A 25,810-nucleotide genomic window follows, 5' to 3' on the forward strand; every position below is an offset into this window, starting at 1 on the left:
GCTTGATCAGCGGGCGCGGCGGCGGACGGTGAGGCCGCGATGCTCGGCGCAGCCTTCCAGGAAACCGTGGATCACCTGGTGGAACTCCGGCTCGTCCAGCAGGAAGGCGTCGTGACCCTTGTCCGTCCCGATCTCCACGAAGCTGACGTTGGCGGCGACCGCGTTCAGCGCATGGACGATGGCGCGCGATTCGGAGGTCGGGAACAGCCAGTCGCTGGAGAAGCTGGCGAGGCAGAAGCGCACCGGCGTCGGCCGCCCGTCCTTGCGGAAGGCGTTGGTCAGCGCCCCGCCGGCGTCGGCGGCGAGGTCGAAGTAATCCATCGCCCGCGTGATGTAGAGGTAGGAGTTGGCGTCGAACCGCTCCACGAAGGAGGCGCCCTGGTAGCGCAGGTAGCTTTCCACCTGGAAGTCCGCGTCGAAGCCGTAGGTCACCGACTTGCGGTCCTGCAGGTTGCGGCCGAACTTGCGGTGCAGCGCCGTCTCCGACAGGTAGGTGATGTGCGCGGCCATGCGCGCCACCGCCAGCCCGGCCTCCGGCCGCCTGCCTTCCAGAAGATAGTTGCCGCCGCACCAGTTGGGATCGGCCATGATCGCCTGGCGCCCGACCTCGTGGAAGGCGATGTTCTGCGCCGAATGGCGGGCCGCCGTGGCGATGGGCACCGCGGCGAACACCGTCTCCGGGTAGGAGACCGCCCACTGCAGCACCTGCATGCCGCCCATCGAGCCGCCGATGACGCAGAACAGCGTCTCGATCCCCAGATGGTCGATCAGCATCTTCTGCGCCCGCACCATGTCGCCGATGGTGATGACCGGGAAGGCGAGGCCGTAGGGCTCGCCGGTCGCGGGATTGACGTCCTTCGGGCCGGTGCTGCCCATGCAGCCGCCGATGACGTTGGAGCAGATGACGAAGTAGCGGTCGGTGTCCACCGGCTTGCCGGGGCCGACCAGCATCTCCCACCAGCCGGACTTGCCGGTGATCGGGTGGCGGTCCAGCACGAAATGGTCGCCGGTCAGCGCGTGGCAGATCAGGATCGCGTTCGACCGGTCGGCGTTCAGCGTGCCGTAGGTCTGGTAGGCGACGTGGAAGGGGCCGAGCTCCGCCCCGCTGTCCAGGCGCAACGGCCTGTCCGTCCCCAGCAGGACGCGGTGGCCCGGCTGGTTGTAGACGGGCTGGGCGTAGAGCGGCCGCGACGGGCCGGTATCCCCGCTGTGGCTGGAATCCAAGGACCGGCCGGGCTCTGAGCCCGCGTCGGCGGCGACGACGGAGGGCTGGTGCGCAGACATGGCGGCGGCGTCGGGACCTCTGGAAACAAGGGAGCGTACAGCTACGGCGCAGGCCTTGGGGGTGTCAATGTTTTCTTTGATTTTGGGACGCATGCGGACTACTACTATCCGGCTTTGCTCCCGATGGTCACAAGTCCTCCATGACGCAAACCAGCACCCCGCTCGACGATTTGCGCCGCGAGATCGACCAGATCGACGACGCGATCCATGATCTGCTGATGCGCCGGGCCGCCGTCGTCGAGCGAATCGGCCTCGCCAAGGGGGCCGATGGTTCGGGAGCCCCGCCCGTCTTCCTGCGCCCGGCGCGCGAGGCGACGATCCTGCGCCGCCTGATGGCGCGCCATGCCGGCAGCTTCCCCGCCCAGGCGATCGTCCGCATGTGGCGGGAGATGATCACCGCGCTGACCCGCCTGCAGGGCCCCTTCGCCGTCGCCGTCTATGCGCCGGAGGACCGCCGCGGCTTCTGGGACGTGGCGCGCGACCATTTCGGCAGCTTCGTGCCGATGACCGCGGTCAACACCCCGGCGGCGGCGCTGCGCGCCGTGTCGGAGGGCACCGCCACCGTCGGCATCGTGCCCTACCCGGCGGAGGACGACAGCGACCCCTGGTGGCGCTTCCTGGTGTCGGCCGACGCGCGCCGGCCGCAGATCGTGGCGCGGCTGCCCTTCGGCGGGCGCGGCAACGGCCGGGGCGAGGACCGCGACGCGCTGGCCATCGCCATGGTCCCGCACGAGCCGACCGGCGACGACCGCACGCTGCTGAGCATCGAGATCCTGGGTGACCTCAGCCGCGGCCGGCTGAAGGACATGCTGGAGGCCTGCGGCCTGCCGCCGGTCAGCTTCTGCACCTGGCATTCCAAGGATGCGGCCGGCCCCTCCATCCATCTGGTGGAGATCGCCGACTTCGTGGATCCGGCCGATCCGCGCATGACTGCCCTGAGGGAGCGGTCGGGCGAAATCCCCGTGCGGGTGAACACGGTCGGCGGCTATGCTGTGCCGCTGCAGTTCGCCTGAGCGGCCTGCGGACGATCCCTCGTTCCCATCTCCACTGTCTTCCTGTCTCCACTGTCTGGATGTGAACCGTCATGAGCCAGTCGAACGGCCCCGTGCCGCGTCCCGGGATTCTCGATATCGCCGCCTATGTCGGTGGTGAGCATCACGGCACGATCCGGCTCGCCTCGAACGAGGGCGCGCTGGGGCCGAGCCCGCGGGCCATGGAGGCCTATGCCCAGGCGGCCGCGACCCTGCACCGCTATCCCGACGGCGCCTCCGCCGCGCTGCGCGAGGCCATCGCCCGGCGGTTCGGGCTGGATGCCGGGCGGATCGTCTGCGGCGCCGGCTCCGACGAGATCATCAGCCTGCTGATCCGCGCCTATGCCGGGCCGGGCGACGAGGTGCTGTATTCGCAGTACGGCTTCCTGATGTACCCGATCGGCGCCAGGTCGGTGGGCGCCACGCCGGTGACGGCGCCGGAGACCGACCTGACCGCCGACGTGGAGTCCCTGCTGTCGCGCGTCACCCCGCGGACGAAGCTGGTCTTCCTCGCCAACCCGAACAACCCGACCGGCACCTATCTGCCGACCTCGGAGATCGAGCGGCTGCACGCCGGCCTGCCGCCGCATGTGCTGCTGGTGATCGACGCGGCCTATGCCGAGTACATGAACCGCAACGACTACACCGCCGGGGCCGAGCTGGTGGAGCGCTTCCCCAACGTGGTGATGACGCGCACCTTCTCGAAGATCTTCGCGCTGGGCTCGCTGCGCATCGGCTGGGCCTATTGCCCGGCGGCGGTCGCCGACGTGCTGAACCGCGTGCGCGGCCCCTTCAACGTCTCGACCGCCGCCCACGTCGCCGGCATCGCCGCGGTGGAGGACACGGAGTTCCTGGAGCGCTCGCGCCAGCACAACGAGCAGTGGCGCGAGTGGTTCACCCGGCAGGTGCGCGGCCTGGGGCTGACCGTGCATCCCAGCGTGACCAACTTCGTCCTGGTGGACTTCCAGGGCCAGAAGCCCGGCAAGGACGACGCCGAGGCGGCGCGCCAGTTCCTGAAGGGCCGCAGCATCCTGGTCCGCCAGATGCCCTCCTACGGCCTGCCGAGCTGCCTGCGCGTGACCATCGGCACCGAGGCCGAGATGCGCGCCGTGGTGGATGCGCTGAAGGCGTTCCTCGAAGGGTAGGGCCGCTCGCCGGGCCGGTTCGGGGCTCTACCCCAGCCGGCCCAGCAGCACCGGGTTGTCCCAGGTCGGCTGGCGGTCTTCGATGGAGACGCGGTGGGGCAGCGGAGTGTCGCGTTCGGCGGAGACCTCGACCCAGCGGGGAACCAGTTCGTTGTTGAGATCGTCGAGGACGGCGACCGCCAGCGCCTCCAGCCCGCCGGGAACAGTGGCGAGCGCCGGCAGGTAGGCGGCGAGGCCGGCGGGATCGAGCACCAGCCGGTCCGGGACGTAGCGGATGCGCAGGCGGGTGCCGGGCATCGGCTCGCCCCGCAGCTCCACCAGGAAATCATGCCGCGAGTCCGGAGTGGGGGCGGTGGTCAGACGCTCCCGCCGGATGCCCCCGGTCATGCATTCACCCCCAGGCCGGACCGGCCGGCGCGCGTCAGCTTCACCCAGGATTTGGCGCCGGACTGGAAGGACAGGCCGCCGGTGTAGCCCACGGCGCGCACGCTGTCGGCGAAGATCTGGATCAGTTCCACCTTCAACTCTCCCGGTAGGGCGGCGTGGCTGCGCAGGATCAGGTCGAACTGGTTCGGCCGCACCAGCCCGTCGAGCTGCAGCGGGCCGAGGCGGCTGAGATCGACGTCGATCAGGAAGCGGCTGCCCGGCTTGTCGCTCTCGCGCCCGCGCGCCTCCTCCCCGTCATGCAGGGGGTGGATGTGGACCTGCACCGGGCGGAGGCCCTGGCCATCGAACATCGGCAGGGTATAGAGGCGCCAGTCGCCGGGCAGCGGCTCGGCCGCCTGCTGCTGCAGCGTCCTGAAGTCGCGTTCGAGCTGGGCCAGCAGGTCGCCGCGCCCGGCGCGGTCGAGCGCCCCGGCCGCCTCCTCCCCCAGCCAGCCGCGGGCGTCGCCGCCGCGGATCGCCGCCAGGAAGAAGCTGGCCGCCGCCCCCAGCTTGCGGTTCGGCTGCGGGATCGCCGCCAGCACCGACTGTGCCAGCGCCCGGTCGAGCCCGGCCAGCGCGGCGACGAGCTGGCGCATGGCCGGCCAGTCGCGCTCCGTCAGCGGACCCGGCAGCCCGGCGGGCGGGGCGGCGGTGGTCAGCGCATCGGCGGCGCTGGTCAGGGCGGCGGTGACCCGGGTGCCCTGCGGCAGGCTGGCCGGCACCGCCAGCGCCAGCATGCCGAACGTCGTCGCCAGGATCGGCCGTCCCTGCGGGGTCGCCCCCGCCACGGTGCCCTGGATGAGCGGAGCGTCGGGCTGATCCGCCGGGACGGAGCCGGGCGGCGCATCGGGCGGGGCGGGATGCCCGGAGCCGCGGTTGGCGGAGCCCTGGCCCTCCGGCCGGCCGGCATCGGCGGGCGGGCGCTGGCCCGGGGGCGGCTGGGTGGTGGGCTGGGATGCCGTTTGGGTCGGTTGGGGCTGCGCCGGTGCCGCAGGCTGCTGGGGCTGGAACTGGGGCGAAGGAACGGCCGGCTGGCCGGGGGCCGGCCCGGTGGTCGGCGGCGAGAGCGGTTGCGGCTGGAGTGGCGCCGGCGGCGGCATCGCGGGCCGGGCGAGGTTGCCCTGCGGCGGGCCGGGCTGCGACGCCGCCGGCTGTGCGCTGCCGGGTTGGGCGGCTCCGGGCTGCGCGGTGGCGGCCTGCGACGTGCTGGATTGAGCCGGTGGCGGGGTCACCGTCAGGATCCTCAGCGCGACCGTCGCCCCCTTCGGCAGGTCGGGAAGATCCTTCGCCGGGGGGACGAGGGTGGGGGTCTCGGCGCCGGGGTGGGCGGCATTGCCGCCAAGTTCGACCGGGACGCCGGGCTGCGGCCGGCCGGCCGGCGCGGCCGGGCCCGCCGGAGAGGCGGCCGGGGCCGGGGCGGGGGCGGGGGCGGGGTTGCGGCTCCGCCGGTTGCCGGAGCATCCGGAGCACCCTGCGGGGCCGCCGGCACCTGGGTGCCGGGAACGGTCGGCTGGGCGGGCGCCGTGGCGGTGCCGGGCGGCTTCGGGTTGGCGGCCAGCACCAGCGCCGGCACGATCGCGCCGGGCACCAGGGCGGGCAGGCCGGGCAGGGGCGCGGTGGCGGGGGCGGGGCCGGCAGGATGACCGCCGGCGTGGCCCCGGCCCCCTGCGCCGGGGTGGCCGGCGCAGGGGTGGCCGGCGCCCCGGCGCTCTGCAGCAGCACGACGGCCGCGGGCTTGGCGGCGGGGGCGCCGGGCTGCGGCTGGGCCGGGGTGAGCTGGATGGTCACCGGCTTGTCGGCCGGCAGCGGGGTGGGGGTGTCGAGCAGGACCTCGCCGGCGGCGGTGCGGATGCGGGTCAGGCCTTCCGGCGTTTGTCCGGCGACGGTGCCGGTCAGCACCACCGGGCGGGCGATGTCCTGCAGCCGCTCGGGAAGCCGGGCGACCCTGGCGTCCGCCACCGGGACCGCGGGTGCCGCGGCGGGCGCCGCCGGCCCGGAAGCGGGTGCGGCGGCCGGCGCCGGGGGAAGAGCGGCCGGGCCGCCCATCGGCCGCCCTTACTTCCCGGCGAGCAGCCGCTGCACGATCGCCTCGACGTCGCGGGCGGCGTCGCAGCCGGGCGAGCGGGTCAGCAGGGGCGACTGGTTGCGGATGGCGTCGCGCACCTTCAGGTCCCGGCGGATGATGCCGGCCAGCGCCGGCTTGTACTTCAGGAAGTTCTGGCAGGCCTTCAGGATGGTGCCGTAGGTCCGCTCGCCGTCCTTGATGCTCTGCGCCATGTTCACGACGATGCGCAGGTCGGCGGCCGGGTTGGTGGCGTGGGTCAGCTTGATGAAGGCATAGGCGTCGGTCAGCGAGGTCGGCTCGTCCGTCGTCACCACCAGCGTGGTGCCGGCCGGGCCGGACAGGGTGCGCACCGTGCGGTCGACGCCGGCGCCCATGTCCATCACCACCTTGTCGTAGCTCTTCGCCAGCTCCAGCAGCTCGTTGCGCAGGCCGGACAGGCGCTGGCTGGGAAGCTGGGCCAGCGTGCCGGAGCCGGAGCGGCCGGCGATGATGTCGAAGCCGGTGTCGGGGAAGCGCTGGGCCGCCTTGGCCAGCGTCACCTCGCCGTTGATGACGGCGCCGAGGTCGTTCCTGGGCGAGAATCCCAGCTGGATGTCGACGTTGGCGAGACCGAGGTCGCCGTCGAACAGCAGCGTGTTCATCCCCGCCTTGGTCAGGGCATGGCTGAGCGTGATCGAGAACCACGTCTTGCCGACGCCGCCCTTTCCGCTGGCCACGGCGATCACGTTGGCGCCGCGCAGCGGGCGAACGTTCTTGAGGGCGGCCGGAAACACCGGTTCGGTCATGGGATGGTCCTCGACGACGGGGAACTGACGGCTTTGGTCTTGGTTGCGAGTTTCTTGGGCGCCGGCTTGGGCGCCTTCTTCTCTTCGGCCGGCGGCATCATCATCCGGGCGAAGGCCAGCGGGTTCAGCGGAGTCAACCCTTCGGCCACCTTGGAGGACACGCTGGCATCGCAGAAGGCGAGCCGCGCCCGGCTGGCGGTGGCCAGCAGGCTGCCCAGCCGGCGCGCCATGTCGAGCCGGGTGACCAGCATGCGCCGCACGCCGATCGCCCGGAAGGACTGCGCCATGTCGGCCGCCTCCAGCGCATCCAGCCCGGCCGGCAGCACCAGCACCGGCTCGGCCTCGCCGGCCGCCAGCAGGGCCTTCAGGTCGTTCATGTCCTCCCGGTCGAAGGGGTTGCGGCCGGCGGTGTCGACCAGCACCAGATCGGTGCCGCGGTTGACCTCGAAGGCGCCGGCCAGCGCGTCGGGGTCCTCCACCGTCGCCAGCTTCAGCTTCATCAGCCGGGTGAAGGCGGCGAGCTGGTCGACGCCGCCGGCCCGCACCGTGTCGGTGGTGATGACGCCGACCGAGCGTTTCTTGAAGACCGCGCGGGCCGCCAGCTTGGCGGCGATCAGCGTCTTGCCGGAGCCCGGCGGGCCGACCAGGACCAGCGGCTTCACCCGGCCGCGCCCGTCGGGCAGCGGGTTGAAGGTGTAGAACTGGTCGAGCGCGGCGCCGAGCGCCAGGCAGGGATCGTCGGTGTCGAGCCCGGCCGCCGCATCGACGAGCTGTTCGGCGAGGGCGGCGGGCACGCCGTGGCGCTGCAGCACCTCGGCCACCACCTCGCTGACGTCGATCTCCGGCTCCTCCGGGTCGGCGGGGGCGGCGGCCGGCTGGCGCAGGCGCTCCTGCGCCACCAGCAGGTCGTCGTCCTCGACCGCCGCGGTGACGCGCACGCCGCCGCCTTCCTCCTCGCGCGTCGCCACGATGATGGCGTCGTCGCCGAGCGTCTTGCGGACCAGACGCATGGCCTCGGCCATGGTCTTGGCATGGAAGGATTTCAGCCGCATCGGCGGGCCCTTCCGTCATGTGCCGCACGCGGCGAACCGGTTGCCATCAGATCTGCCCCAGGGTCTTGATGCGGCACTTGGGGTGGATCTCGTTCTGCGACATCACCACGGTGGCCGGCCGGAACCGCTCGATGATCGAGCGGACGAAGGGACGGATCAGGGGGCTGGTCAGCAAGACGGGGGTCTCGCCCATCATGGCGTGTCGCTCGAAAGTTTGGCGGACCGAGGTGATGAACTGCTGCAGGCGCGAGGGCGCCATCGTCAGCTGCCGGTCGTCGCCGTCACCAACCAGCGACTCGGCGAACGCCTGTTCCCAATCCGGGGACAGGGTGATGAGCGGGATGAAGCCCATCTCGTTCGTGTTCGCGTCGCAAATCTGCCGGGCGAGGCGGGTGCGCACATGCTCGGTGATCTGGGTGATGCTGCGGGTCTGGCTGCTCGCCTCGGACACGCCCTCAAGGATGGTCGGAAGATCACGGATTGAGACGCGCTCTGCAAGCAGGTTCTGCAGCACCCGCTGCAGCCCGCCGATGGTGATCTGCGCCGGCACCACGTCGGCGATCAGCTTCTGGTGCTCCTTGTCGACCTCGTCCAGCAGCTTCTGCGTCTCGGTGAAGGACAGCAGCTCCGGCATGTTGTCCTTGATCAGCTCGGTCAGGTGGGTGGTGACGACGGTCGAGGGATCGACCACCGTATAGCCCTTGAACAGGGCCTCCTCCCGATAGCCGGGCTCGATCCAGATGGCGGGCAGGCCGAAGGTCGGCTCCACCGTCTGCTCGCCGGGCAGGCTCATGGCGTCGCCGCGCGGGTCCATGACCAGCAGCATGTTGGGCCGGATGTCGCCGCGCCCCGCCTCGATCTCCTTGATGCGGATGACGTAGGTGTTGGGCGGGAGCTGCAGGTTGTCCTGGATGCGCACGGCCGGCATGACGAAGCCGACCTCGCCGGCGATCTGCCGGCGCAGCCCCTTGATCTGGTCGGTCAGCCGGTGGCTGCCGGCCTGCGGCTGGTTGATCAGCGACAGGAGGCCGTAGCCCAGCTCCAGCCGGATCAGGTCGATGGCGAGCGCGGTGGCGATCGGCTCGTCCGGCATCACCGGCGCCCCGCCGGGGCCGGCCGGTCCGCCGGCCGCCGCCTCCGCTTCGGCCGCCGCCGCTTCCTCGGCCTCCTTCTTCGCCTGCATCTTCGGGATGAAGTAGGCGGCCGCCCCGACCGCGCCGACGATCGGCAGGAAGGTCAGCATCGGCATGCCGGGCAGCAGGGCGAGAACGCCGATGGCGCCGGCCGACAGCGCCAGCGCCGAGGAATGGCCGGTGAGCTGGCCGACCACCGCCTTGTCGGTGGAGCCGCCGGCACCGGCCTTCGACACCAGGAAGCCGGCGGAGATCGAGATGACCAGGGCCGGGATCTGCGAGACGAGGCCGTCGCCGATGGTCAGCTTGGTGAAGGTGTCGAGCGCCTGCATCACCGGCATGTCGTGGCGCAGCACCGCGATGGTGACGCCGCCGATGATGTTGATGAACATGATCATCAGGCCGGCGACCGCGTCGCCCTTCACGAACTTCGACGCACCGTCCATCGAGCCGAAGAAGGCGCTTTCGTCCTCCAGCTCCTTGCGGCGGGCGCGGGCGGTCGCCTCGTCGATCATGCCGGCCGACAGGTCGGCGTCGATCGCCATCTGCTTGCCGGGCATGGCGTCGAGGGTGAAGCGGGCCGCGACCTCGGCGATGCGGCCCGAACCGGCGGTGATGACCTTGAAGTTGACGATCGTCAGGATGCCGTAGACGATCACGCCGATGACGAAGTCGCCGGCCATCACGAAGCTGGCGAAGGCCTCGATGACGTGGCCGGCGGCCGAGGTGCCCTCGTGCCCGTGCGTCAGGATCAGGCGCGTCGACGCCATGTTCAGCGACAGGCGCAGCAGCGTCGTGATCAGCAGGATCGTCGGATAGCTGGACAGGTCCAGCGGGCGCGCGATGAACAGCGTGACCATCAGGATCAGCACCGAGACGGTGATGTTGATCCCGAGCATCATGTCCAGCATCACCGACGGCAGCGGCATGATCAGGCCGATGACGATCAGCATGATGCCGAGCGCCATCGCCACGTCGCCGCGCTTCAGCGACGCCTTGGCGACCCTCCACATCTCGCCGAAGGCGGCGAGGTTGCCGGCCATGGCGCCGCCGCCGGCGCCCCTGCTGCTGGTCTGTTCGGTCAGGGCCATGGATCGCTCCGCAGCCGGTCAGTGCGCGCCGGGGTCCGTCATGCGCTCGCCCGCTCCTCGCTGCCGGGGGTCGGCACCGGGACGCCCTCCTCCGTGTACTGCTTCAGCTTGTTGCGCAGCGTGCGGATGGAGATGCCGAGGATGTTGGCGGCGTGGGTGCGGTTGCCGAGGCAATGGCTGAGCGTCTCGATGATCAGGTCGCGCTCGACGTCGGCCACGGTGCGGCCGACCAGGGCCGACAGCCCGCCGCCCTTGGCGCCCTTCGGGCCGTAGCTGGTCGGCAGGGCGCCCGGCGGGGCGACCACCACCGGCATCGACGGCATGGCGGCCGACGGTGCGGCCGGCGGGGTCTGCACCGGCGTCCGGGCCGCGGGGACGGTGCCGCCGGGGCCGGCGAAGGGGTTGGCGACCGGCGAGTCGGCGGGGATGGAGGCCTGGGCGCTGCCCTCCGGCGCCAGCATCTGGCTGGTCAGCATGATGGCTTCCGGCCCGACCTCCACCCCGCGCGACAGCAGGACGGCGCGGTGCATGGTGTTCTCCAGCTCGCGCACGTTGCCGCGCCAGTGGTGGGCCTTCAGCATCGCCATGGCCTCCTCGGTCAGGCGCTTCTCGCCCAGCCCGTTCGCCTCGGCGTATTTCTTCAGGTAATGCTCGGCGATCAGCGGGATGTCCGCCGGCCGTTCGCGCAGGGAAGGGATCGCGACGTTGAAGACGTTCAGGCGGAAATAGAGGTCCTCGCGGAAGTTGCCGGAACGGACCTCGGCCTCCAGGTTGCGGTTGGAGGTGGCGATCAGCCGGACGTTGACCTTGACCGGCTGCGACGAGCCGATGCGGTCGATCTCCTTCTCCTGGATGGCGCGCAGCAGCTTGGCCTGCAGGCGCGGATGCATTTCCGACAGCTCGTCCAGCAGCAGGGTGCCGCCGCTGGCCTCCTCGAACTTGCCGATGCGCCGGGCGACGGCGCCGGTGAAGGCGCCCTTCTCATGGCCGAACAGTTCGGATTCCAGCAGGTTCTCCGGGATGGCCGCGCAGTTCACCGCGACGAAGGGCTCGCCCGACCGGCGGCTCTTGCGGTGGATGAAGCGGGCCATCAGCTCCTTGCCGGTGCCGCTCTCGCCGGTGATGAGGACCGAGGCGTCGGACGGCGCCACCTGTTCCGCCAGCCGCAGCGTCGCCTGCATCGCCGGGTCCTGGCAGACGATGGAGTGGTTCTCCTCGGCCACCGCCTCCAGCACCGCGGCGATCAGCTCCGCGTTGGGCGGCAGCGGCAGATACTCCTTCGCCCCCGCCCGGATCGCCCGCACCGCGGCGGCGGCGTCGGTGCCGATGCCGCAGGCGACGACCGGGATGGTGATCCGCTCGTTCTTCAGGCTGTCGATGAAGGAGGCGATGTCGAGCTTGACGTCGATCATCACGAGATCGGCACCGGCGGCCGAACGCAGCGCGTTCAGGGCTCCCTCGATGCTGTCGGTATGGGACACCTTGGCACCGCGCTGCATGGCGATCTTGCCGGCGGCGGTGATGTGTCCTTCCAACGTTCCAACGATCAGCAGACGCATAGCCTCACGCTCCCACTTTCGGGGCTTCCCGGTCGAAATACTGGATCCGCTTTCCAGGCGGAAGGACGGCGTTCAGGAGCATCTCCAGACGCCGCGGATTTTCCTGGCGCGCGATGGAGACGGCGCCGATGGTGTAGAGGGTCTTGACCAGCGCATCGTCCTCCGCCGCCCGCTCCACCTTCGCGGCGAGCGGGGCGAGGACGACGTTGCCGAGCACGGCCCCGTAGAAGGTGGTCAGCAGGGCCAGCGCCATGGCCGGCCCGATGGCGGAGGGGTCGTTCAGGCTGCCCATCATCTGGACCAGCCCGACCAGCGTGCCGATCAGCCCCATGGCCGGCGCCACTTCCGAGGCGCGGCGCAGCACGCCCGCGCTCTTGGCCCGGGCGCCGCCCGACGCCTCCACCTCGCCCGCCAGCATGCGCTCCATCACGTCGGGCGGCAGCCCTTCGGTGACCAGCGTGATCGAACGGTAGAGGAAGGGCTCGCTGCGCAGCTCCGGCAGCAGGTTGCGCAGGGTCTCCGGCGAGCGGCGGGCGGCTTCCGCCAGCAGCAGCACCTGCCGCGCCACCCCCTTGGGGTCGAGCGTCTGGTGGATCAGCACGGCGGCGGCATCCTTCCAGGCGACCGCCACGTCGCCGAGCGAGAAGGAGGCGGTGGTGACCGCCAGCGTTCCGCCCAGCACGATCATCAGCGAGGGCGGGTCGATGAAGGAGCGCAGCGAGCCGCCCGATCCCATCGCCAGCCCGATCACCGCGGCGGCGGCGGCCAGCCCGACCAGGGTCGCGACGTCGAGACCGCCGCGCAGCCTCAGGCTGCGGGCCGGCGCGGTCGGGGCCGGCACGGCCGCCGGGGCCGCCGCGGAGGCAGCGGCCTGGCGGGCTGCCGCCCTCGGCCTCGTCGTCTCGGCGGTGTCGCGGGTCGCCGTCATCAGCCGCGGTCCGACTTGATGATTTCCGTCATGGTGATGCCCAGCCGGTCCTCCACCACCACCACCTCGCCGCGGGCGACGAGGCGGTTGTTCACGTAGATGTCGATCGCCTCGCCCACCTTGCGGTCGAGCTCGACGACCGCGCCGCGGCCGAGCTTCAGGAGCTGGCTGACCTGCATGGTCGACTTGCCGAGCACGGCCGAGATCTGGACGGGGATGTCGTACACCGCCTCCAGATCCTTCGCGACGCCGGGCGTGGCGTCGTAGTCGGACATGTCCCCCCGTCCCGAATCGAGGTCATTGAGGGAGAAGCTATCACTGGCCATCCGAACTCTCCGAGTAAACCCTTAGGCTCCGCCGGTCACACCGGGGCCGGAGCCTCGAGAAACCGTGCGGCGCAACGCTCCACGTCGGCCAGCAGCCGGGCCGTGTCGCGCTCCATCCCGCCTTCGGCCCATTCGACGCGGCAGCTTCCGGGCGCCATGGCGGGATCGCCGATGACCATCAGCCTGGCGCCGAAGCCGCGCGACGAGATCGCCTGGTCGAGATGGTCGCGGACGAGGTCCACCGTGTCCTCCGCCACCCGCACGACCAGCCGCGGCTCGTCGATCAGGTCGGTCAGGCAGTTGCGGATCATCGCCTCGACCTCCTGCAGGCCGCCGCGCCGGGCGAGCTCCGGCATCAGCTTGCGCACGACGGCGAGCGCGATGTGGACCGGCTGGTCGGAGCGCATGGCGTTGGTCGCCTCGCGCTCCGCGATCAGGCGGGTGACGCCGTCGGCAATCTGCGAGAGCGCCTGGGCGATGCGGCTGTTGACCTGCGCCTCGATCTCCTGCCGCGCCGTCTCGTAGCCGGTGCTCTGCCCGGCCTTCAGGCCTTCGGTGAAGCCCTGGCCGTAGCCGGCGGAGCGGCCGGCGGACTCGCCCTCGGCGAAGCCCTGGGCGTGGCCCTCGGCACGGGCGGCGGCCAGCTCCTCCTCGCTGAAGACCGGCGGCGGCGGGGCGGCCGGCTCCTCCACCGCGGCATCCGCCACCGGCTCGGGCAGCAGGTCGTCGTCCTCGGCATAGGTGACGCGGGGGCTGACCTCCACGTCGAAGGATTCGTCGAACAGGAACTTCCGGACGCTCATGCGCGGATCCTCCTGCCGGGCGTCGGGCTGCCGGTAGCCGGGCTGCCGGCTGTCAGGTCAGCGACCATCGGACGGGCGGCCATGGCTCAGCTCTCCTGGTACAGCCAGTTGCGCAGGATCGACACGGCTTCCTCGGGATGCTTGTCCACGATCTCGCCGACCTTGCGCAGGGAGGAGGCGCGCACCCGCCCCTCGACCCGGTTGATGTCGATCATCTGCTCCAGCTCCTCGTCGGCCTGGGCGGCTTCCAGCGCCAGATCCTGGCGAGCGCGCCGGTGGGGGCGGCCAGCGCCGCCGGCAGGTTGCCCTGGTCGGTCAGCAGGCGGTCCATCTCGTCCTCCTCCTGCATCTCGGCCTTCTCGAAGGCGCGGGAGATGAGGGGGCGGATGACCAGCAGGATGATGAGGACCGCGACGATGCCCAGGACGACCATCTCCGCGATGCGGAAGACGTCGTCCTTGGTCAGGCCCATGAACAGCTCTTCGGGCTTCTGGATGTCGTCCTCGGGCGACCAGAAGCGCATGTTGATCACTTCCAGCGAGTCGCCGCGCACCGCGTCGAGGCCGACGGCGCTGCGCACCAGCGCCTTGATGCTCTCGATCTCCTGCTCCGACCGGGGCTGGTAGGCGGGCGGCGCCTCCTTCGACAGCTGATAGGTGCCGTCGACCAGCACGGCGACCGACAGGCGGCGGACCTGCCCGGTCTCGCGCACATGGTTCTTGGTCGTCCTGCTGATCTCGTAGTTGATCGTCTCCTCGTTGCGCGCGGACTTGTTCGAGGAGAGCGGGCCGGCGTTGTTGCCGGACTGGGAGGTCGGCAGGTTCTGGTCGACGGTGACCGGCTGCAGCGGATCGCGGTCGGCGCTCTCGCTGTTTTCGTTCACCGTCTGGGTGGAGCGCACCACCTGGCTTTCCGGATCGAAGATCTCCGACTGGGTGGTGATGCGGTCGAAGTCGAGGTCGGCCGACACCTCCGCCCGCACCTTGCCGTAGCCGAGCGTGCGGCCCAGCAGATCCTCGATCGTGCGGGCCAGCCGGTTCTCGTAGGCGAGCTTCTTCTCCTCCGCCGAGGCCATCATGGCTTCCGGCGTGTCGGTGCCGGTGCCGCGGGCGAGCAGCTTGCCCTTGTCGTCGACGATGGAGATGCGGCCGGGGTCGAGGTTGGGGACCGAGGCGGCGATGAGCTGCTGGATCGCCTGGATGTTCTCGCGCGAGAGCTGGGCGCCCGGGCGCAGCTTCACGAACACGCTGGCGGTGGCCGGGTTCTGCTGGCGGGCGAACAGCTCGCGCTTGGGCAGCACGAGATGGACGCGGGCCTGCTGCACCCCGTTCAGCGTCTGCACCGTGCGCGCGATCTCGCCCTCCAGCGCGCGCAGGTGGTTGATGTTCTGCATGAAGCTGGTGGCGCCGAAGCCTTCGGACTTGTCGAAGATCTCGTAGCCGACCGAACCGCCCGACGGCAGCCCCTGGGCGGCCATGCGCATGCGCATCGGCCCGACCTGGTCGGCGGGAACGGTGATCTTCGTCCCGCTCTTGTCCACCGTGAAGGGGACCTTCGCCTCCTCCAGCTTCTTGGCGATGGCGGCGGCCTCGTTGGGCTGGAGTTCGGCGTAGAGAAGCTCCATCTCCGGCGAGGAGAGGCGGGTCGTCAGGTAGACGAAGAACCCGATCAGCAGAAGCCCGACGCCGCCGATCGCCGCGAGGCGGGCAGGTCCCAGGTTGCGCAAGGTCTGCAGCAGGTTGTTCACGCGCCAATCCCCGATCGGAATCAACCCCCGGTGCCGGGCGGTCCGGGCGGCTCCCGCATCCGCGAAGGCAAAGTGCAAGAACCGCGCCGAGGTCTGTATCGTGGGCCATGCTGCGCGGTCTTGATGAAGAGACGGTTAATTCCTGGGCAGTTTTTGCCCAGCGCCCGGCAAAATATGCCTAGCGGCGCGCGGCTTCGGGCCGTCCGCCTGCAACCATGCGGATTCGAAAGGAATTGGCGGGAAATTGTCACCGATTTCGCAACGGATATGGAATTCGGGTCGCCCGGACTTCACCAAAAGAGGTAGTCGGCACAGCGGCGGTTGACGTGGCGCCCTCCAGGTCATAGCTGAGTTGTAATTCCGTGACGCGGTCGACCGATTTCTTCCAGAACCCGAGGGGTTCTGTGCTTTCGGGGATCACGTGCCGGCGGATCGCCATTTCTGTTGTGCCTGTCACCGAGAGTAAGGGGGACGCTGTGAAACGACGCGGCCGCGAAAAGAAGGAAGGCCTCAACGAGGTCGATGTGTTCGTCGGGCAGAGGCTGCGCGAACTGCGCATGCTGGCGGGGTTGAGCCAGAGCGACGTGGCCGCGGCCCTGGGGCTGACGTTCCAGCAGTTGCAGAAGTACGAGCGCGGGTTCAACCGGGTGTCCGCCAGCCGCCTGTACAAGCTGGCGCAGTTCTTCCGGGTGCCGGTGTCCGTCTTCTTCGACGGGCTGGAGGAGCAGCGCAGCGCAGCCGGCAACCCGGAGGCCGGCGCCCAGCCCGAGGAGACGGAAGGCACGCTGCGCTCGCGCGAGGCGCTGATGCTGGCCCGCTATTTCCAGAGCATCCGCGATCCGGACGTGCGCGGCGCCATCCGCGAGCTGGCCGAGCGCTGCGCCGCCCAGTCGGACGGTACCGACGGGGACGGCGAGGGCCAGGGCCAGGGCGGCGGTTCCCGCGGCATGCGCGGCCGGGGCGGACGGCGCGGCGCCGGTCAGGCGACCGCCGGCCACGCCTGAGCGGCGGACCGGCCCCGGGCGGGCTTGCGCGGCCGGCTGCCGACGGGTGGCGGGTGGTGGTCAGCGGGCGGTCCGGCGCCTCGTGCCCCCGCGTCCCTTCGCGGCCGGGCCCGGCAGGGCGGCCAGGTGCTTCAGCTCCTCGTAGCGTTCCATGAACAGGCTGTAGGCGCGCTCCGGCCCGACGGGGCGGATGGGGGCCGGGTGCGGATCGGGCAGGTGACCCCAGTCCATCCAGGCCGGCGGCAGCAGGTCGCGCAGTTCGGTCGCCATGGCGACGAGGTCGGCGGCCTTCACCTCCGGCAGGTCGGCGCGGTAGCCGAAGCGCCGCTGGAACGCGGCCTCCAGCGGGGCGAGCTTGCGCTTCACCTCCTCCCGGCCGAGATGGACCTTCAGCGGCGAGGGCCAGTCGCCCGAGATGGACTCGACGCAGTCGTGCCACAGCCCGTCATAGGCGAGCGCCTCCGGCACGAGGTGCGAGACCATCACGCTGTGCTCGGCGACCGAATAGAACTGGCTGGTGGCGCCGCACCAGCGCGGCTGATAGGCCAGGGCCCGCGCCACATCCTCCACCGGCAGCCCGGTGGCGTCCGGACTGGCGAGGTCGAGCACGAAGCCCGAGGCCGTCAGGATCGCCGTCCGCCCGCTGGGCTTCATCAGCAGGTCGAGCTGGTAGGCGGTGGGCATGCTTGCGACGACTCCAGGACCGTGGGATGCCGGACGGCGGAGTTCCCCTCGGCCCCGGCGACCACCCCTGTGTGCAGGGCGGCGCGGCCCAGGCGCAACCGCAATTCCGGCGGGGCAGCCTTTCGGCCCGGCGCGGGTCCCCGGTCCGGCCGCCCTCAGCCGTCCGCGCCGGTGACCGAGTCCGGGTCGCAGACCAGCCGGTTGGTCTGCTCGATCGTGGTTTCCAGCAGCGGGACCAGCGCCGCCACCCGGTCGGCGTCGGTGTAATGGTCGTTGAGCGCGCGGGCGACGGCTGCCAGCCGCGGCGTACCGAAATTGGCGGCCAGCCCGGCCAGCGTGTGGGCCGCCTGCTTCAGGTCGCGCGGGCGGTTGCCCAGAACGGCGGCGCGCACCGCCGACAGCTCCCGGCTGGCGGTTTCCGGCAGGAGCCGCAGCATGCCGTCCAGGCTCTCAGCCCCCAGGGCCAGCCGCAGTTCCGCCAGCTTCACCCGGTCGACCAGCGGCAGCCGGGCGAAGATGTCCTGCTCCGGCGCCGGCCGGCCGGCCGCCGGGACGGCGCGGCGCTCCCGCGGGCGGGAGGCGAGGTCGAGCACCACGGAGTTGAGCTGGTCCCAGTCGATCGGCTTGGTCAGATAGGCGTCGAGCCCGGCGGCGAGGTGGCCGTCGCGGTGTTCCGGCAGGGCATCGGCCGAGATGCCGACGATGGGCAGCAGCGATATCGGCCCGGCCATGCGGCGGATGGTGCGGGCGGTGGTCCGGCCGTCCATCACCGGCATTTCCATGTCCAGCAGCAGCAGGTCGAACTCGCCGGTCTGCAGAGCGTCGATCACGGCGCGGCCGTCGGCCACCGCCTCCACCCGATGGCCGATCCGTTCCAGCATGGCGGTGATCAGCATGCGGTTGACGTCGTTGTCCTCCGCCAGCAGCAGCCGCAGCGACACCGGCGAGGCCGGGGTCGGATCGATCGCCGGGACGGAGCCCTCCATCCGCTGCCGCATCGCCTGCTCGGCGGCGGGCGGCGATTCGCAATGGCGAACCCGGATCGAGAAGCGGAAGGTGGAGCCCTTGCCGGGGCTGCTGGCGGCGGCGATCTCGCCGCCCATCGCCTCGACCAGCCGCTTGCAGATGGACAGGCCGAGCCCGGTGCCGCCGTATTTGCGGGTGGTCGAGGCGTCGGCCTGCACGAAGGCGTCGAACAGGCGGGTGCGCTGCTCGTCGGTCATGCCGATGCCGGTGTCCATCACCTCGAAGCGCAGGGTGATGCCGTCGTCGTCCTCGGCGGCCATCCAGGCGGCGATCTCGATCCCGCCATGGTCGGTGAACTTGATGGCGTTGGAGACGAGGTTGAACAGCACCTGGCGCAGCCGGGTCGGGTCGCCGCGGACATGGCGCGGCGTGTCGTCGGCGATGGAGGCGCTGAGCGCCAGCCCCTTCGCCGCCGACCGCACGAGGAAGAGCTGGACCACGTCCTCCACCACCCGGTGGAGCGAGAAGTCGATCTCCTCCAGGACGAGCTGCCCGGCCTCGATCTTCGAGAAGTCCAGGACGTCGTTCAGGATGGTCAGCAGCGTGTCCGCCGAGGAGCGCAGGGTCTTGACGAAGGTCTTCTGCTGGTCGGTCAGGGGCGTGCCGATCAGCAGGTCGCCCATGCCGATCACCGCGGTCATCGGGTGCGCAGCTCGTGGCTCATCATCGCGAGGAAGCGCGACTTGGCGCGGCTGGCATTCTCCGCCGTCACGCGCGCCTCCTCCGCCTCCTCGCGGGCGCGGTCCAGATCCTCGGCCAGCGCGAAGGTCTCCGCCGCCAGCTTGGTGAGCTGTTCCTGGGTGTTGCGCAGCTCCTGCTCCGACTGGCGGCGGCGGGTGACGTCGGTGCAGGAGGCGACGAACCAGCGCACCGACCCGTCCGGGCCGGGAATCGGGCGCAGCGACACCGCGTTCCAGAAGGGCGTGCCGTCCTTGCGGTAGTTCAGCACCTCGACCGCGGTCGGCCGCCCCTCGGCGATGGCGGCGCGCAGCTCCTCCACCGTGGCGCGGTCGGTGCCGGGACCCTGCAGGAAGCGGCAGTTCCGGCCCAGCATCTCCCCGGCGCCGTAGCCCGTCATCTCCAGGAAGGCCGGGTTGCAGTAGACCAGCGGCAGGTCGGGCTGGCAGGGATCGGCGACCGCGATGCCGGCGCTCGACGCCTCCACCACCAGACTCAGCATCTCGGCAGGCAGAAGCCCTGCCGGGCCGCCGTCGGCGGTCTCGCTGGTGGGGAAAGAGGCGGTCACGGTCGTCGGGTCCTTACGTCCGGTCCTGCTGTCGCGGCTGCCCACCATAGAAGCTTACGCCGGCGATTGCCACGTTGAAGGATGCCGCAGCGGCGGCCGGCGGTTTTATATCACGGGGAGATGGACACGCCATGCGGGAAATCCGGGCGCCGGTGATGCGCGGTCCGCGCGTCCCGTTAACGACTGATAAACTGTGCCTTCGCGACACTTCCGTTCCGGCGGCCGTCGTGCCGGAGGGCAGGGACGGACCGGAGCGCGGGGGAACGGCATGGCGGCAGACACGGGTGCACGGCAGGTCCGCAAGATCAACGACCTGGGGATCCTGCTGATCGAGGATGACAGCTTCACCCGTGCCCTGATCAGCCGCCTGCTGCACGACATCCGCGTGCGCCGCGTGTTCGAGGCGGCGGACGGGGTCCAGGCGCTGGACATCCTGCGCCAGAACCCGGGCGAGGTCGATCTGGCGATCTGCGACCTGGAGATGCCGCGGATGAGCGGGCTGGACCTGATGCACGCCCTGCGCACCGCCACCGGCAACGTGCTGGCCGACCTGCCGGTGATCGTGCTGACCGGCCACCGCGAGGCGGAGATCGTCAAGCGCGCCATCGCCTACGGCATTTCGGGATATCTGGTGAAGCCGGTCTCGAAGGCCGACCTGACCAAGCGCCTGACCTTCGTGGTGCAGCAGCGCCAGCGCTGACCCGCCGGTCAGATCTGCAGGCGCGTGCCGGCGAAACCGCCCTCCGCGATGCCGGTGCAGAGGCCCGACCACTCGCAGCCGCCGCAGGCGGTGCGCGTCGTCCCGGCGCGGAAGGCGGTGCGCAGCCGCTCCAGCAGGGCGGCGTCGAGCCTCAGCCGGTCGCCGGCCGCCACCGGCCGCGCCAGCAGGGCGGTCACCGCCGCGGCCGCGGCGGCGTCGCGCCCGCGGACGCCGGCGTTGCGGCAATGGGCCTGCGGATCGCCGAGCAGCGGGGCGCAGAGATCGTCCGGCCCCTCGACCATCAGGATGTCCTCCCCGCCGGCCAGCCGGGCGACGACAAGGTCGTAGTTGGCGACGAAGGCCGGGCTGTAGCCTTTCCCCGCATAGGTCAGCATGCACAGCAGATGATGGGCGCGCAGGCGGACGGTCATTTTGCGGCGTGTTCCGAAGAAGCGGCGGTGCGGGCTGGTAACGTCCTCTATAGCGCCAGATCAGGCGATGCGCAGCATCCGTGCTTTGGCGGGCCGGGCCGGTGCCCGACTGCCGGCGGCCGGAGGAGTCCTTTTTCGGGTGCCGGCTGTTGGGGCTTGATGCTGGCGGGTGCAGGGACGACATCAGGTTTCCGGTCCTTGGCCGATCGGCGGTGTGCCGGCTTGCCAATGACCGCCGGATCACGCACCCTTCCATTCATGGTCAGGACATGGCCGGCCGCCGGGCGCGCCGGCGCGATGTCGGGAGACAGTGCCTTTGCGCCACGCCGCCAACCCCATCGCCGAACGCCGTGACGAGCTGGCCCGCGCCGCCGTCGCCATCCAGTTCGAGCGCTGGCCCCAGCTCTATGCCCGCTACGGCGAGGCGGGGCTGGAGAAATGCGTGGAGGATCTGCGCTACCACGTCCTCTACCTGGCCGAGGCGGTGGCGGCCGACAGCCCCGCCCTGTTCCGCGAATATGTCGCCTGGGTGAAGGTTCTGTTCACCGGCCTGAACATCCCGGCCTCCGAGATCGGGCAGAGCCTGGAGATCCTGCGCGACGTGGTGGTGGCGCGGCTGGGCGGCGAGACCGCCGACCGCGTGACCGCCTGCGTCGACGCCGCCCTCGGCGCCCTGCCGGAGCTTCCGGCCGAGATCCCGCCCTTCGTCCAGCCGGACGCCCCGTACGGCGACCTTGCCCGCGCCTATCTCGACAGCCTGCTGCAGGGCGACCGCCGCGAGGCGGCGGAGCTGGTGAGCCGCCGGGTCGAGGCGGGCATGCCGGTGCACGACCTCTATCTGCATGTCTTCCAGCCGGTGCTGCGCGAGGTCGGCCGGCTGTGGCAGACCGGGACGATCACCGTGGCGCACGAACATTTCGCCACGGCGGCCACCCAGGCGATCATGTCCATGCTCTACCCCCGCATCTTCGCCGGGGAACGGGCCGGCCGGTCGCTGGTCGCCACCTGCGTCAGCGGCGAACTGCACGAGATCGGCATCCGGATGGTCGCCGACTTCTTCGAGATGGCCGGCTGGGACACCTATTATCTGGGCGCCAACACCCCGGCCGGCAGCATCGTCCGGGCGGTGGAGGAGCGCGACGCCCGCGTGCTGGCGGTCTCGGCGACCATCACCGCCCATATCGGCCGCGTCACCGACCTGATCGCCGACGTGCGGCGGGAGCTGAACGGCCGGCCGCTGGGCATCCTGGTCGGCGGCTATCCGTTCAACCTGGTGCCGGATCTCTGGCGCAAGGTGGGGGCGGACGGCTTCGCGGCCAGCGCCGACGAGGCGGTCGCCACGGCGGCGCGTCTGGCCGGGGCCGCCGCATGACGGTGCGTCCGCTCGGGCGAAAGGAGGCGGGGTGGACGGGCTGGTGCTGACCTGCGACCCGGAGGGCCGGCTGCAGGGGCTGCTGAGCGTCGGCGACGGCATCCCGGGACTGCGGATGGACCCCGGCCGCGCCTTTCCCGCCCTGTTCGGCGTGGCGGCGATGACGCGCGCGCTCGACCTCTTCGCGGCCCTGCGCGGCGGCGAGGTGGTGGTGGATCGCGGCCTGGAGTGGGCGGGCCGGGAGAGGGCCGGACCGGAGCCGGGGATGCTGCACGTCTCCGGCTGCGGCGACGGGGCCGGGCTGGTGCTGACCGTGGCGCGGGAACCCGGCGCGGCCGGCCCGTGGCCCGCGCCATCGCCGGGCTGGACGCCGCGCTGGCGGCACGGCTGTCGCCGCTGTCCGCCGCGCGGCCGGTTGCGGCCGGCCGGGCGACCGAGGCGCTGTTCGAGGAGATGAGCCGCCTCAACAACGAGCTGTCCACCGCCCAGCGGGCGCTCGCCAAGGCCAACGCCGAGCTGGCGGCGAGCAACGAGCAGAAGAACCGCCTGATGGGCATGCTGGCGCACGACCTGCGCTCGCCCCTGCAGGTGATCGCCGGCTTCGCCGAACTGCTGGAGGACCGGGTGGCGGGCCGGCTGGACGCCACCGAGCGGTCCTGCCTGGAGCGCATCCGCGAATCGAGCCTGTTCATGCGTCATCTCGTCGAGGACGCCCTGTCGCTGGCGTCGCTGGAGGCCGGGCGGCTGCGGCTGACCCGCCAGCCGGTGGATCTGGCCCTGCTCGCCCGGCGCAACGTCGCGATGAACGCCGTGCTGGCCGAGGGCAAGGGCGTCGCGATCGCGCTGGAGGCGGAGGAGGGGCTGCCGCAGGCCATGCTTGATTCCGGCAAGACCGAGCAGGTGATGAACAACCTGCTGTCCAACGCCATCAAGTTCTCCCACCGCGGCGGCCGGGTCCGCGTCGGCGTGGCGGCGGGGGCGGAGGGCTGGCAGCGGCTGAGCGTCGCCGACGAGGGGCGCGGCATGTCCGAGGCGGAGCGTGCAAGGCTGTTCCAGCCCTTCACCCGCTCCGGCACGCTGGGAACGGCGGGGGAGGGGACGGTCGGGCTGGGACTCTACATCTGCCGGACCATCGTGGAGGGGCATGGCGGCCGCATCCAGGTGGACAGCGCGCCCGGCGCCGGCGCCACCTTCACGGTCGAGCTGCCGGTCCGCGGCCCGGCCGAAGCTTGAGCGCTTCAGCGGGTCTGGCGCGGAGGCGGCGCTTCCTGTAGAAGGAATTCAGTCGCCGCTGCGTCGCAAAGGTCCATGGGTTTACCCGTCCATCCTTCCGGCTTCCCGCCACCCGGTCTCCCGTCCACCAGTCAAAGGCGAACGGCTTTCCCGTGAGCGAAGACCGACCTCCGGACACCCGCGCGGACGACCTCCGCAAGGCGGGTACCCCTGAACCGGATGCCTCCGACCCGGCCGACCGAGGTCCCGGCGGACCGGGCCATGCCCGCGCCTCGGACGTGCTGGACGAGTTCCTGACCCATGACCATGGCGAGCGGATCGCGCTCGGCGACATGGTGCATATCCTGGGCGACCGCGCCTTCGGCGCCCTGCTTCTGATGCTCTCCATCCCCAACGTGCTGCCGGTGCCGGGCCTGTCGACCGCGACGGGCCTGCCGATGGTGCTGATCGGCGCCCAGCTCCTGGCCGGCCGGCCGCAGCCCTGGCTGCCGCGCCGCCTCGCCGCCCTGACCATGGAACGCGACAAGCTGCTGGCCGTGACGGCGCGCGCGCGGCCCTGGGTGTTGCGGGTGGAGCGCCACATGCAAGGCCGCCTGTGCGCGCTGACCAGCCCGGCGGCGGAGCGGCTGCTGGGAGTGGCGGTGATGATCCTGGCGGCGGTGCTCGCCCTGCCGATCATGTTCGGCAACCAGCCGCCGGCCTTCGCCATCGCGCTGATCGCGCTGGGACTGATCGAACGGGACGGCGCCTTCGTGCTGGCCGGGCTGTCGGCCGGCGTGCTGGCGCTGGCGATCGTCGCCGCCGTCCTGCTGGGGCTGGGCGAGGCGGCCGCCCTGGTCCTCCACCAAATAACCGGATGAGGGAGCGCCCCCAACGGGGCACGAAGACATGATCTGGGAACTGCTGGTTATCGTCCTGCTGATCCTGCTGAACGCCTTCTTCGCGATGTCGGAGATGGCCCTGGTGTCGGCGCGCCGCGCCCGGCTTCAGCAGCTTGTCGAGGACAAGCGGAGCAAGGGCGCGCGCGTCGCGCTGGAACTGGCGGACAATCCCGGCCACTTCCTGTCCACGGTGCAGGTGGGCATCAGCCTGACCGGCATCATCGCCGGCGCCTATGGCGGCGCCACGCTGGCCGACCGCCTGGGCGTCTTCCTGGACGAATCGGTGCCGTCGGTGGCTCCCTACGGCCGTCAGGTCGCCTTCGCGCTGGTCGTCGCGGCGATCACCTATTTCTCGCTGATCATCGGCGAGCTGGTGCCCAAGCGCATGGCCCTGGTGAACGCCGAGCGCATCGCCTCCGCCGTGGCGCGGCCGATGCGGCTGGTCGCCACCGTCGCCGCCCCGGTCGTCTGGTTCCTCGGCGCCTCCACCGACGCGGTGCTGAAGCTGTTCCGCCTGCCGACGACGCGCGAGCAGACGGTGACCGAGGAGGAGGTCAAGAGCCTGATCAAGGAGGGCACGCAGTCCGGCGTCTTCGAGCCGGCCGAGCGCAAGATGATCGAGGGGGTGATGCACCTCTCCGACCGCACGGTGCGCTCGATCATGACCCCGCGCCCCGACCTGATGTGGCTGGACCTGAGCGACCCGGCGGAGACCCTGGCCCGCGAGATCCGCGACAGCGGCTATTCCCGCTTCCCCGTCTGCCGCGGCGACGTGGACGAGCTGCAGGGGATCGTGGCCGCCAAGGATCTGCTGAACCGCGCGCTCAGCGGCCAGCCCTTCGACCTGCGCGCCGCCCTGACCAAGCCGCTGGTCGTCCATGACGGCACGCCGGTGTTCCGCCTGCTGGAGCTTTTCAAGCAGACCAGCGCCCAGATGGCGGTGGTGGTGGACGAGTACGGCAGCGTCGAGGGCGTCGCCACCCTGACCGACATCATGGAGGCCATCGCCGGCGAGCTGCCCGACCTGGGCGAGGAGAGCGACGGCGCCGTGCAGCGCGAGGACGGAAGCTGGCTGGTCGACGGCATGACCCCGGTGGAGGAGGTCGAATCGCTGATCGGCGTGCGCGACCTGCGCGGCGAGGGCGATTTCCATACCATCGCCGGCTTCATGCTCGACCATCTGGGCCATATCCCCCAGGCGGCCGAGCATTTCTTCTGGAACGGCATCCGCTTCGAGGTCATCGACATGGACGGCCGCCGCATCGACAAGGTGCTGATCCAGCGCAACGAGGAGGTGTCGGAGGGGTAGGTTACCCCCCGACCACCCGCCAGCTTCCGTCCGCCTGCCGGCAGGCGGTGCCGTAGCCGCGCTGGAGCTGGCCGCCGACCGAGATGGTGGTCTGGTACTCGCGGCACAGCTCGCCATAGGGGCCGGTGCCGTCGCGGGTCGGGGTGTAGCTGCCCCAGGCGCCGCTCTGCGGGTTGTTCCAGCGCACCGTGCTGCCGGTCGGGGCGGTGTAGGCCGCCTGCGCCGCCTGCTGGGCGTAGGCCTGGTCGGCGCGGTCAAGCGACTGGCCGGCGGCGCTGCCCAGTGCTGCTCCCAGCAGCGTGCCGACGCCGACCGCGACCAGCTTGCCGCTGCCGCCGCCGAAGCGGGAGCCGGCGAGGCCGCCGACCACGCCGCCGAGCAGCGCGCCGGCCATCTGCTTGTTGCCGTAACCGCTGTCGCCGTAGCCATAGCCATATTGGGAACCCGGCGCCGCGCACCCGGCGAGCAGGACGGCGGCGAGGGCGGCGGCGGTGAGGGGCTTGGCTTTCATCGGGGATCTCGCTCGTCGGAAATGGCAACGCTGCTCCT

At 71.2% G+C, this 25,810-nt stretch carries 26 protein-coding genes; 9 read left to right on the forward strand and 17 right to left on the reverse strand.

Annotated elements, in window-relative coordinates; all coding sequences use genetic code 11:
• Positions 1-6: 6 nt before the first annotated feature.
• Positions 7-1,224 (reverse strand): homoserine O-acetyltransferase MetX, encoded by a 1,218-nt coding sequence (gene metX / locus DEW08_RS22930; protein WP_245986917.1) that lies wholly within the window; start codon positions 1,222-1,224, stop codon positions 7-9.
• A 200-nt stretch (positions 1,225-1,424) separates the two neighbouring features.
• Here metX and pheA point away from each other — a divergent pair, with 200 nt between their 5' ends.
• The gene (gene pheA, locus DEW08_RS22935) at positions 1,425-2,297 is read left to right on the forward strand and encodes a chorismate mutase (protein ID WP_109331660.1); all 873 of its coding nucleotides are present in this window, start codon (positions 1,425-1,427) and stop codon (positions 2,295-2,297) included.
• A gap of 71 nt (positions 2,298-2,368) precedes the next feature.
• Positions 2,369-3,460: a histidinol-phosphate transaminase gene (gene hisC / locus DEW08_RS22940; RefSeq protein ID WP_109331661.1), complete on the forward strand. Its 1,092-nt coding sequence runs from the start codon at positions 2,369-2,371 to the stop codon at positions 3,458-3,460.
• Positions 3,461-3,487: 27 nt separating this feature from the next.
• On the opposite strand, the gene DEW08_RS22945 is transcribed toward hisC, so the two are convergent.
• From DEW08_RS22945 to fliF, 11 genes are all read right to left on the reverse strand, one after another.
• Positions 3,488-3,847 (reverse strand): hypothetical protein, encoded by a 360-nt coding sequence (locus DEW08_RS22945; protein ID WP_168220483.1) that lies wholly within the window; start codon positions 3,845-3,847, stop codon positions 3,488-3,490.
• Positions 3,844-5,118: a hypothetical protein gene (locus DEW08_RS32800; RefSeq protein ID WP_245986918.1), complete on the reverse strand. Its 1,275-nt coding sequence runs from the start codon at positions 5,116-5,118 to the stop codon at positions 3,844-3,846. Before DEW08_RS32800 ends, DEW08_RS22945 begins: the two co-directional genes overlap by 4 nt.
• Positions 5,119-5,941: 823 nt before the next feature.
• A complete protein-coding gene (locus DEW08_RS22955) occupies positions 5,942-6,736 on the reverse strand; it encodes a MinD/ParA family protein (protein ID WP_109331662.1) in 795 nt (264 codons plus the stop codon).
• On the reverse strand, positions 6,733-7,788 hold the full coding sequence (locus DEW08_RS22960) for a flagellar biosynthesis protein FlhF (protein ID WP_109331663.1): 1,056 nt from the start codon (positions 7,786-7,788) through the stop codon (positions 6,733-6,735). The genes DEW08_RS22955 and DEW08_RS22960 overlap by 4 nt, the downstream gene beginning before the upstream one ends.
• 46 nt (positions 7,789-7,834) lie before the next feature.
• Entirely contained in the window at positions 7,835-10,012 is a 2,178-nt protein-coding gene (flhA, locus tag DEW08_RS22965) for a flagellar biosynthesis protein FlhA (RefSeq protein WP_181449475.1), read from the reverse strand.
• A 38-nt stretch (positions 10,013-10,050) separates the two neighbouring features.
• Positions 10,051-11,571: a sigma-54-dependent transcriptional regulator gene (locus DEW08_RS22970; RefSeq protein WP_109331664.1), complete on the reverse strand. Its 1,521-nt coding sequence runs from the start codon at positions 11,569-11,571 to the stop codon at positions 10,051-10,053.
• Positions 11,572-11,575: 4 nt separating this feature from the next.
• Positions 11,576-12,499 (reverse strand): motility protein A, encoded by a 924-nt coding sequence (locus DEW08_RS22975; RefSeq protein ID WP_109331665.1) that lies wholly within the window; start codon positions 12,497-12,499, stop codon positions 11,576-11,578.
• The gene (fliN, locus tag DEW08_RS22980) at positions 12,499-12,825 is read right to left on the reverse strand and encodes a flagellar motor switch protein FliN (RefSeq protein WP_109331666.1); all 327 of its coding nucleotides are present in this window, start codon (positions 12,823-12,825) and stop codon (positions 12,499-12,501) included. Before fliN ends, DEW08_RS22975 begins: the two co-directional genes overlap by 1 nt.
• A gap of 35 nt (positions 12,826-12,860) precedes the next feature.
• A complete protein-coding gene (locus DEW08_RS22985) occupies positions 12,861-13,628 on the reverse strand; it encodes a FliH/SctL family protein (RefSeq protein WP_109331667.1) in 768 nt (255 codons plus the stop codon).
• Between the two features lie 86 nt (positions 13,629-13,714).
• Positions 13,715-13,843 carry a hypothetical protein gene (locus tag DEW08_RS33335; protein WP_281262072.1) on the reverse strand — a complete coding sequence of 43 codons (129 nt, stop codon included), beginning with the start codon at positions 13,841-13,843 and terminating at the stop codon, positions 13,715-13,717.
• Positions 13,840-15,375: a flagellar basal-body MS-ring/collar protein FliF gene (gene fliF, locus DEW08_RS22990; protein ID WP_245986919.1), complete on the reverse strand. Its 1,536-nt coding sequence runs from the start codon at positions 15,373-15,375 to the stop codon at positions 13,840-13,842. The genes DEW08_RS33335 and fliF overlap by 4 nt, the downstream gene beginning before the upstream one ends.
• A 476-nt stretch (positions 15,376-15,851) precedes the next feature.
• On the opposite strand from fliF, the gene DEW08_RS22995 reads away from it, so the two are divergent.
• A complete protein-coding gene (locus DEW08_RS22995; RefSeq protein WP_109331668.1) occupies positions 15,852-16,379 on the forward strand; it encodes a helix-turn-helix domain-containing protein in 528 nt (175 codons plus the stop codon).
• A 60-nt stretch (positions 16,380-16,439) separates the two neighbouring features.
• Here the strand turns inward: DEW08_RS22995 and DEW08_RS23000 are convergent, their stop codons facing one another.
• The 3 genes from DEW08_RS23000 to DEW08_RS32810 form a co-directional block, all read right to left on the reverse strand.
• The gene (locus tag DEW08_RS23000; protein ID WP_109331672.1) at positions 16,440-17,063 is read right to left on the reverse strand and encodes an HD domain-containing protein; all 624 of its coding nucleotides are present in this window, start codon (positions 17,061-17,063) and stop codon (positions 16,440-16,442) included.
• Between the two features lie 155 nt (positions 17,064-17,218).
• The gene (locus tag DEW08_RS23005) at positions 17,219-18,730 is read right to left on the reverse strand and encodes an ATP-binding protein (RefSeq protein ID WP_245986920.1); all 1,512 of its coding nucleotides are present in this window, start codon (positions 18,728-18,730) and stop codon (positions 17,219-17,221) included.
• The gene (locus tag DEW08_RS32810) at positions 18,727-19,335 is read right to left on the reverse strand and encodes a PAS domain-containing protein (protein WP_245986921.1); all 609 of its coding nucleotides are present in this window, start codon (positions 19,333-19,335) and stop codon (positions 18,727-18,729) included. Before DEW08_RS32810 ends, DEW08_RS23005 begins: the two co-directional genes overlap by 4 nt.
• 268 nt (positions 19,336-19,603) lie before the next feature.
• On the opposite strand from DEW08_RS32810, the gene DEW08_RS23010 reads away from it, so the two are divergent.
• A complete protein-coding gene (locus DEW08_RS23010) occupies positions 19,604-20,035 on the forward strand; it encodes a response regulator (protein WP_109331673.1) in 432 nt (143 codons plus the stop codon).
• A gap of 8 nt (positions 20,036-20,043) precedes the next feature.
• Here the strand turns inward: DEW08_RS23010 and DEW08_RS23015 are convergent, their stop codons facing one another.
• Complete coding sequence (locus DEW08_RS23015; protein WP_109331674.1) at positions 20,044-20,466, reverse strand: DUF1284 domain-containing protein; 423 nt, start codon at positions 20,464-20,466, stop codon at positions 20,044-20,046.
• A 310-nt stretch (positions 20,467-20,776) separates the two neighbouring features.
• On the opposite strand from DEW08_RS23015, the gene DEW08_RS23020 reads away from it, so the two are divergent.
• From DEW08_RS23020 to DEW08_RS23035, 5 genes are all read left to right on the forward strand, one after another.
• Positions 20,777-21,838: a cobalamin-dependent protein gene (locus DEW08_RS23020; RefSeq protein WP_109331679.1), complete on the forward strand. Its 1,062-nt coding sequence runs from the start codon at positions 20,777-20,779 to the stop codon at positions 21,836-21,838.
• A gap of 31 nt (positions 21,839-21,869) precedes the next feature.
• Entirely contained in the window at positions 21,870-22,295 is a 426-nt protein-coding gene (locus DEW08_RS30830; protein ID WP_146214755.1) for a hypothetical protein, read from the forward strand.
• On the forward strand, positions 22,181-23,071 hold the full coding sequence (locus tag DEW08_RS23025; RefSeq protein WP_109331680.1) for a sensor histidine kinase: 891 nt from the start codon (positions 22,181-22,183) through the stop codon (positions 23,069-23,071). Before DEW08_RS30830 ends, DEW08_RS23025 begins: the two co-directional genes overlap by 115 nt.
• A gap of 152 nt (positions 23,072-23,223) precedes the next feature.
• On the forward strand, positions 23,224-23,931 hold the full coding sequence (locus tag DEW08_RS23030) for an exopolysaccharide biosynthesis protein (protein ID WP_109331681.1): 708 nt from the start codon (positions 23,224-23,226) through the stop codon (positions 23,929-23,931).
• A 28-nt stretch (positions 23,932-23,959) separates the two neighbouring features.
• On the forward strand, positions 23,960-25,261 hold the full coding sequence (locus DEW08_RS23035) for a hemolysin family protein (protein WP_109331695.1): 1,302 nt from the start codon (positions 23,960-23,962) through the stop codon (positions 25,259-25,261).
• Between the two features lies 1 nt (position 25,262).
• Here the strand turns inward: DEW08_RS23035 and DEW08_RS23040 are convergent, their stop codons facing one another.
• Entirely contained in the window at positions 25,263-25,772 is a 510-nt protein-coding gene (locus DEW08_RS23040) for an RT0821/Lpp0805 family surface protein (protein WP_109331696.1), read from the reverse strand.
• Positions 25,773-25,810: the final 38 nt, after the last annotated feature.

The sequence above is a fragment of the Azospirillum thermophilum genome (assembly GCF_003130795.1).
GTDB lineage: Bacteria > Pseudomonadota > Alphaproteobacteria > Azospirillales > Azospirillaceae > Azospirillum > Azospirillum thermophilum.

Excerpts from the sequence above, each read along its gene's own strand:
- DEW08_RS23015 (WP_109331674.1), bottom strand. The coding sequence starts at position 20,466 with ATGACCGTCCGCCTGCGCGCCCATCATCTGCTGTGCATGCTGACCTAT.
- pheA (WP_109331660.1), top strand. The coding sequence starts at position 1,425 with ATGACGCAAACCAGCACCCCGCTCGACGATTTGCGCCGCGAGATCGAC.
- hisC (WP_109331661.1), top strand. The coding sequence starts at position 2,369 with ATGAGCCAGTCGAACGGCCCCGTGCCGCGTCCCGGGATTCTCGATATC.
- DEW08_RS22960 (WP_109331663.1), bottom strand. The coding sequence starts at position 7,788 with ATGCGGCTGAAATCCTTCCATGCCAAGACCATGGCCGAGGCCATGCGT.
- DEW08_RS23010 (WP_109331673.1), top strand. The coding sequence starts at position 19,604 with ATGGCGGCAGACACGGGTGCACGGCAGGTCCGCAAGATCAACGACCTG.
- DEW08_RS22955 (WP_109331662.1), bottom strand. The coding sequence starts at position 6,736 with ATGACCGAACCGGTGTTTCCGGCCGCCCTCAAGAACGTTCGCCCGCTG.
- DEW08_RS23040 (WP_109331696.1), bottom strand. The coding sequence starts at position 25,772 with ATGAAAGCCAAGCCCCTCACCGCCGCCGCCCTCGCCGCCGTCCTGCTC.
- DEW08_RS23035 (WP_109331695.1), top strand. The coding sequence starts at position 23,960 with ATGATCTGGGAACTGCTGGTTATCGTCCTGCTGATCCTGCTGAACGCC.
- DEW08_RS23005 (WP_245986920.1), bottom strand. The coding sequence starts at position 18,730 with ATGACCGCGGTGATCGGCATGGGCGACCTGCTGATCGGCACGCCCCTG.
- DEW08_RS22975 (WP_109331665.1), bottom strand. The coding sequence starts at position 12,499 with ATGACGGCGACCCGCGACACCGCCGAGACGACGAGGCCGAGGGCGGCA.
- DEW08_RS22985 (WP_109331667.1), bottom strand. The coding sequence starts at position 13,628 with ATGAGCGTCCGGAAGTTCCTGTTCGACGAATCCTTCGACGTGGAGGTC.
- flhA (WP_181449475.1), bottom strand. The coding sequence starts at position 10,012 with ATGGCCCTGACCGAACAGACCAGCAGCAGGGGCGCCGGCGGCGGCGCC.
- fliN (WP_109331666.1), bottom strand. The coding sequence starts at position 12,825 with ATGGCCAGTGATAGCTTCTCCCTCAATGACCTCGATTCGGGACGGGGG.
- DEW08_RS33335 (WP_281262072.1), bottom strand. The coding sequence starts at position 13,843 with ATGATCGACATCAACCGGGTCGAGGGGCGGGTGCGCGCCTCCTCCCTG.
- DEW08_RS22970 (WP_109331664.1), bottom strand. The coding sequence starts at position 11,571 with ATGCGTCTGCTGATCGTTGGAACGTTGGAAGGACACATCACCGCCGCC.
- DEW08_RS22945 (WP_168220483.1), bottom strand. The coding sequence starts at position 3,847 with ATGACCGGGGGCATCCGGCGGGAGCGTCTGACCACCGCCCCCACTCCG.
- DEW08_RS23000 (WP_109331672.1), bottom strand. The coding sequence starts at position 17,063 with ATGCCCACCGCCTACCAGCTCGACCTGCTGATGAAGCCCAGCGGGCGG.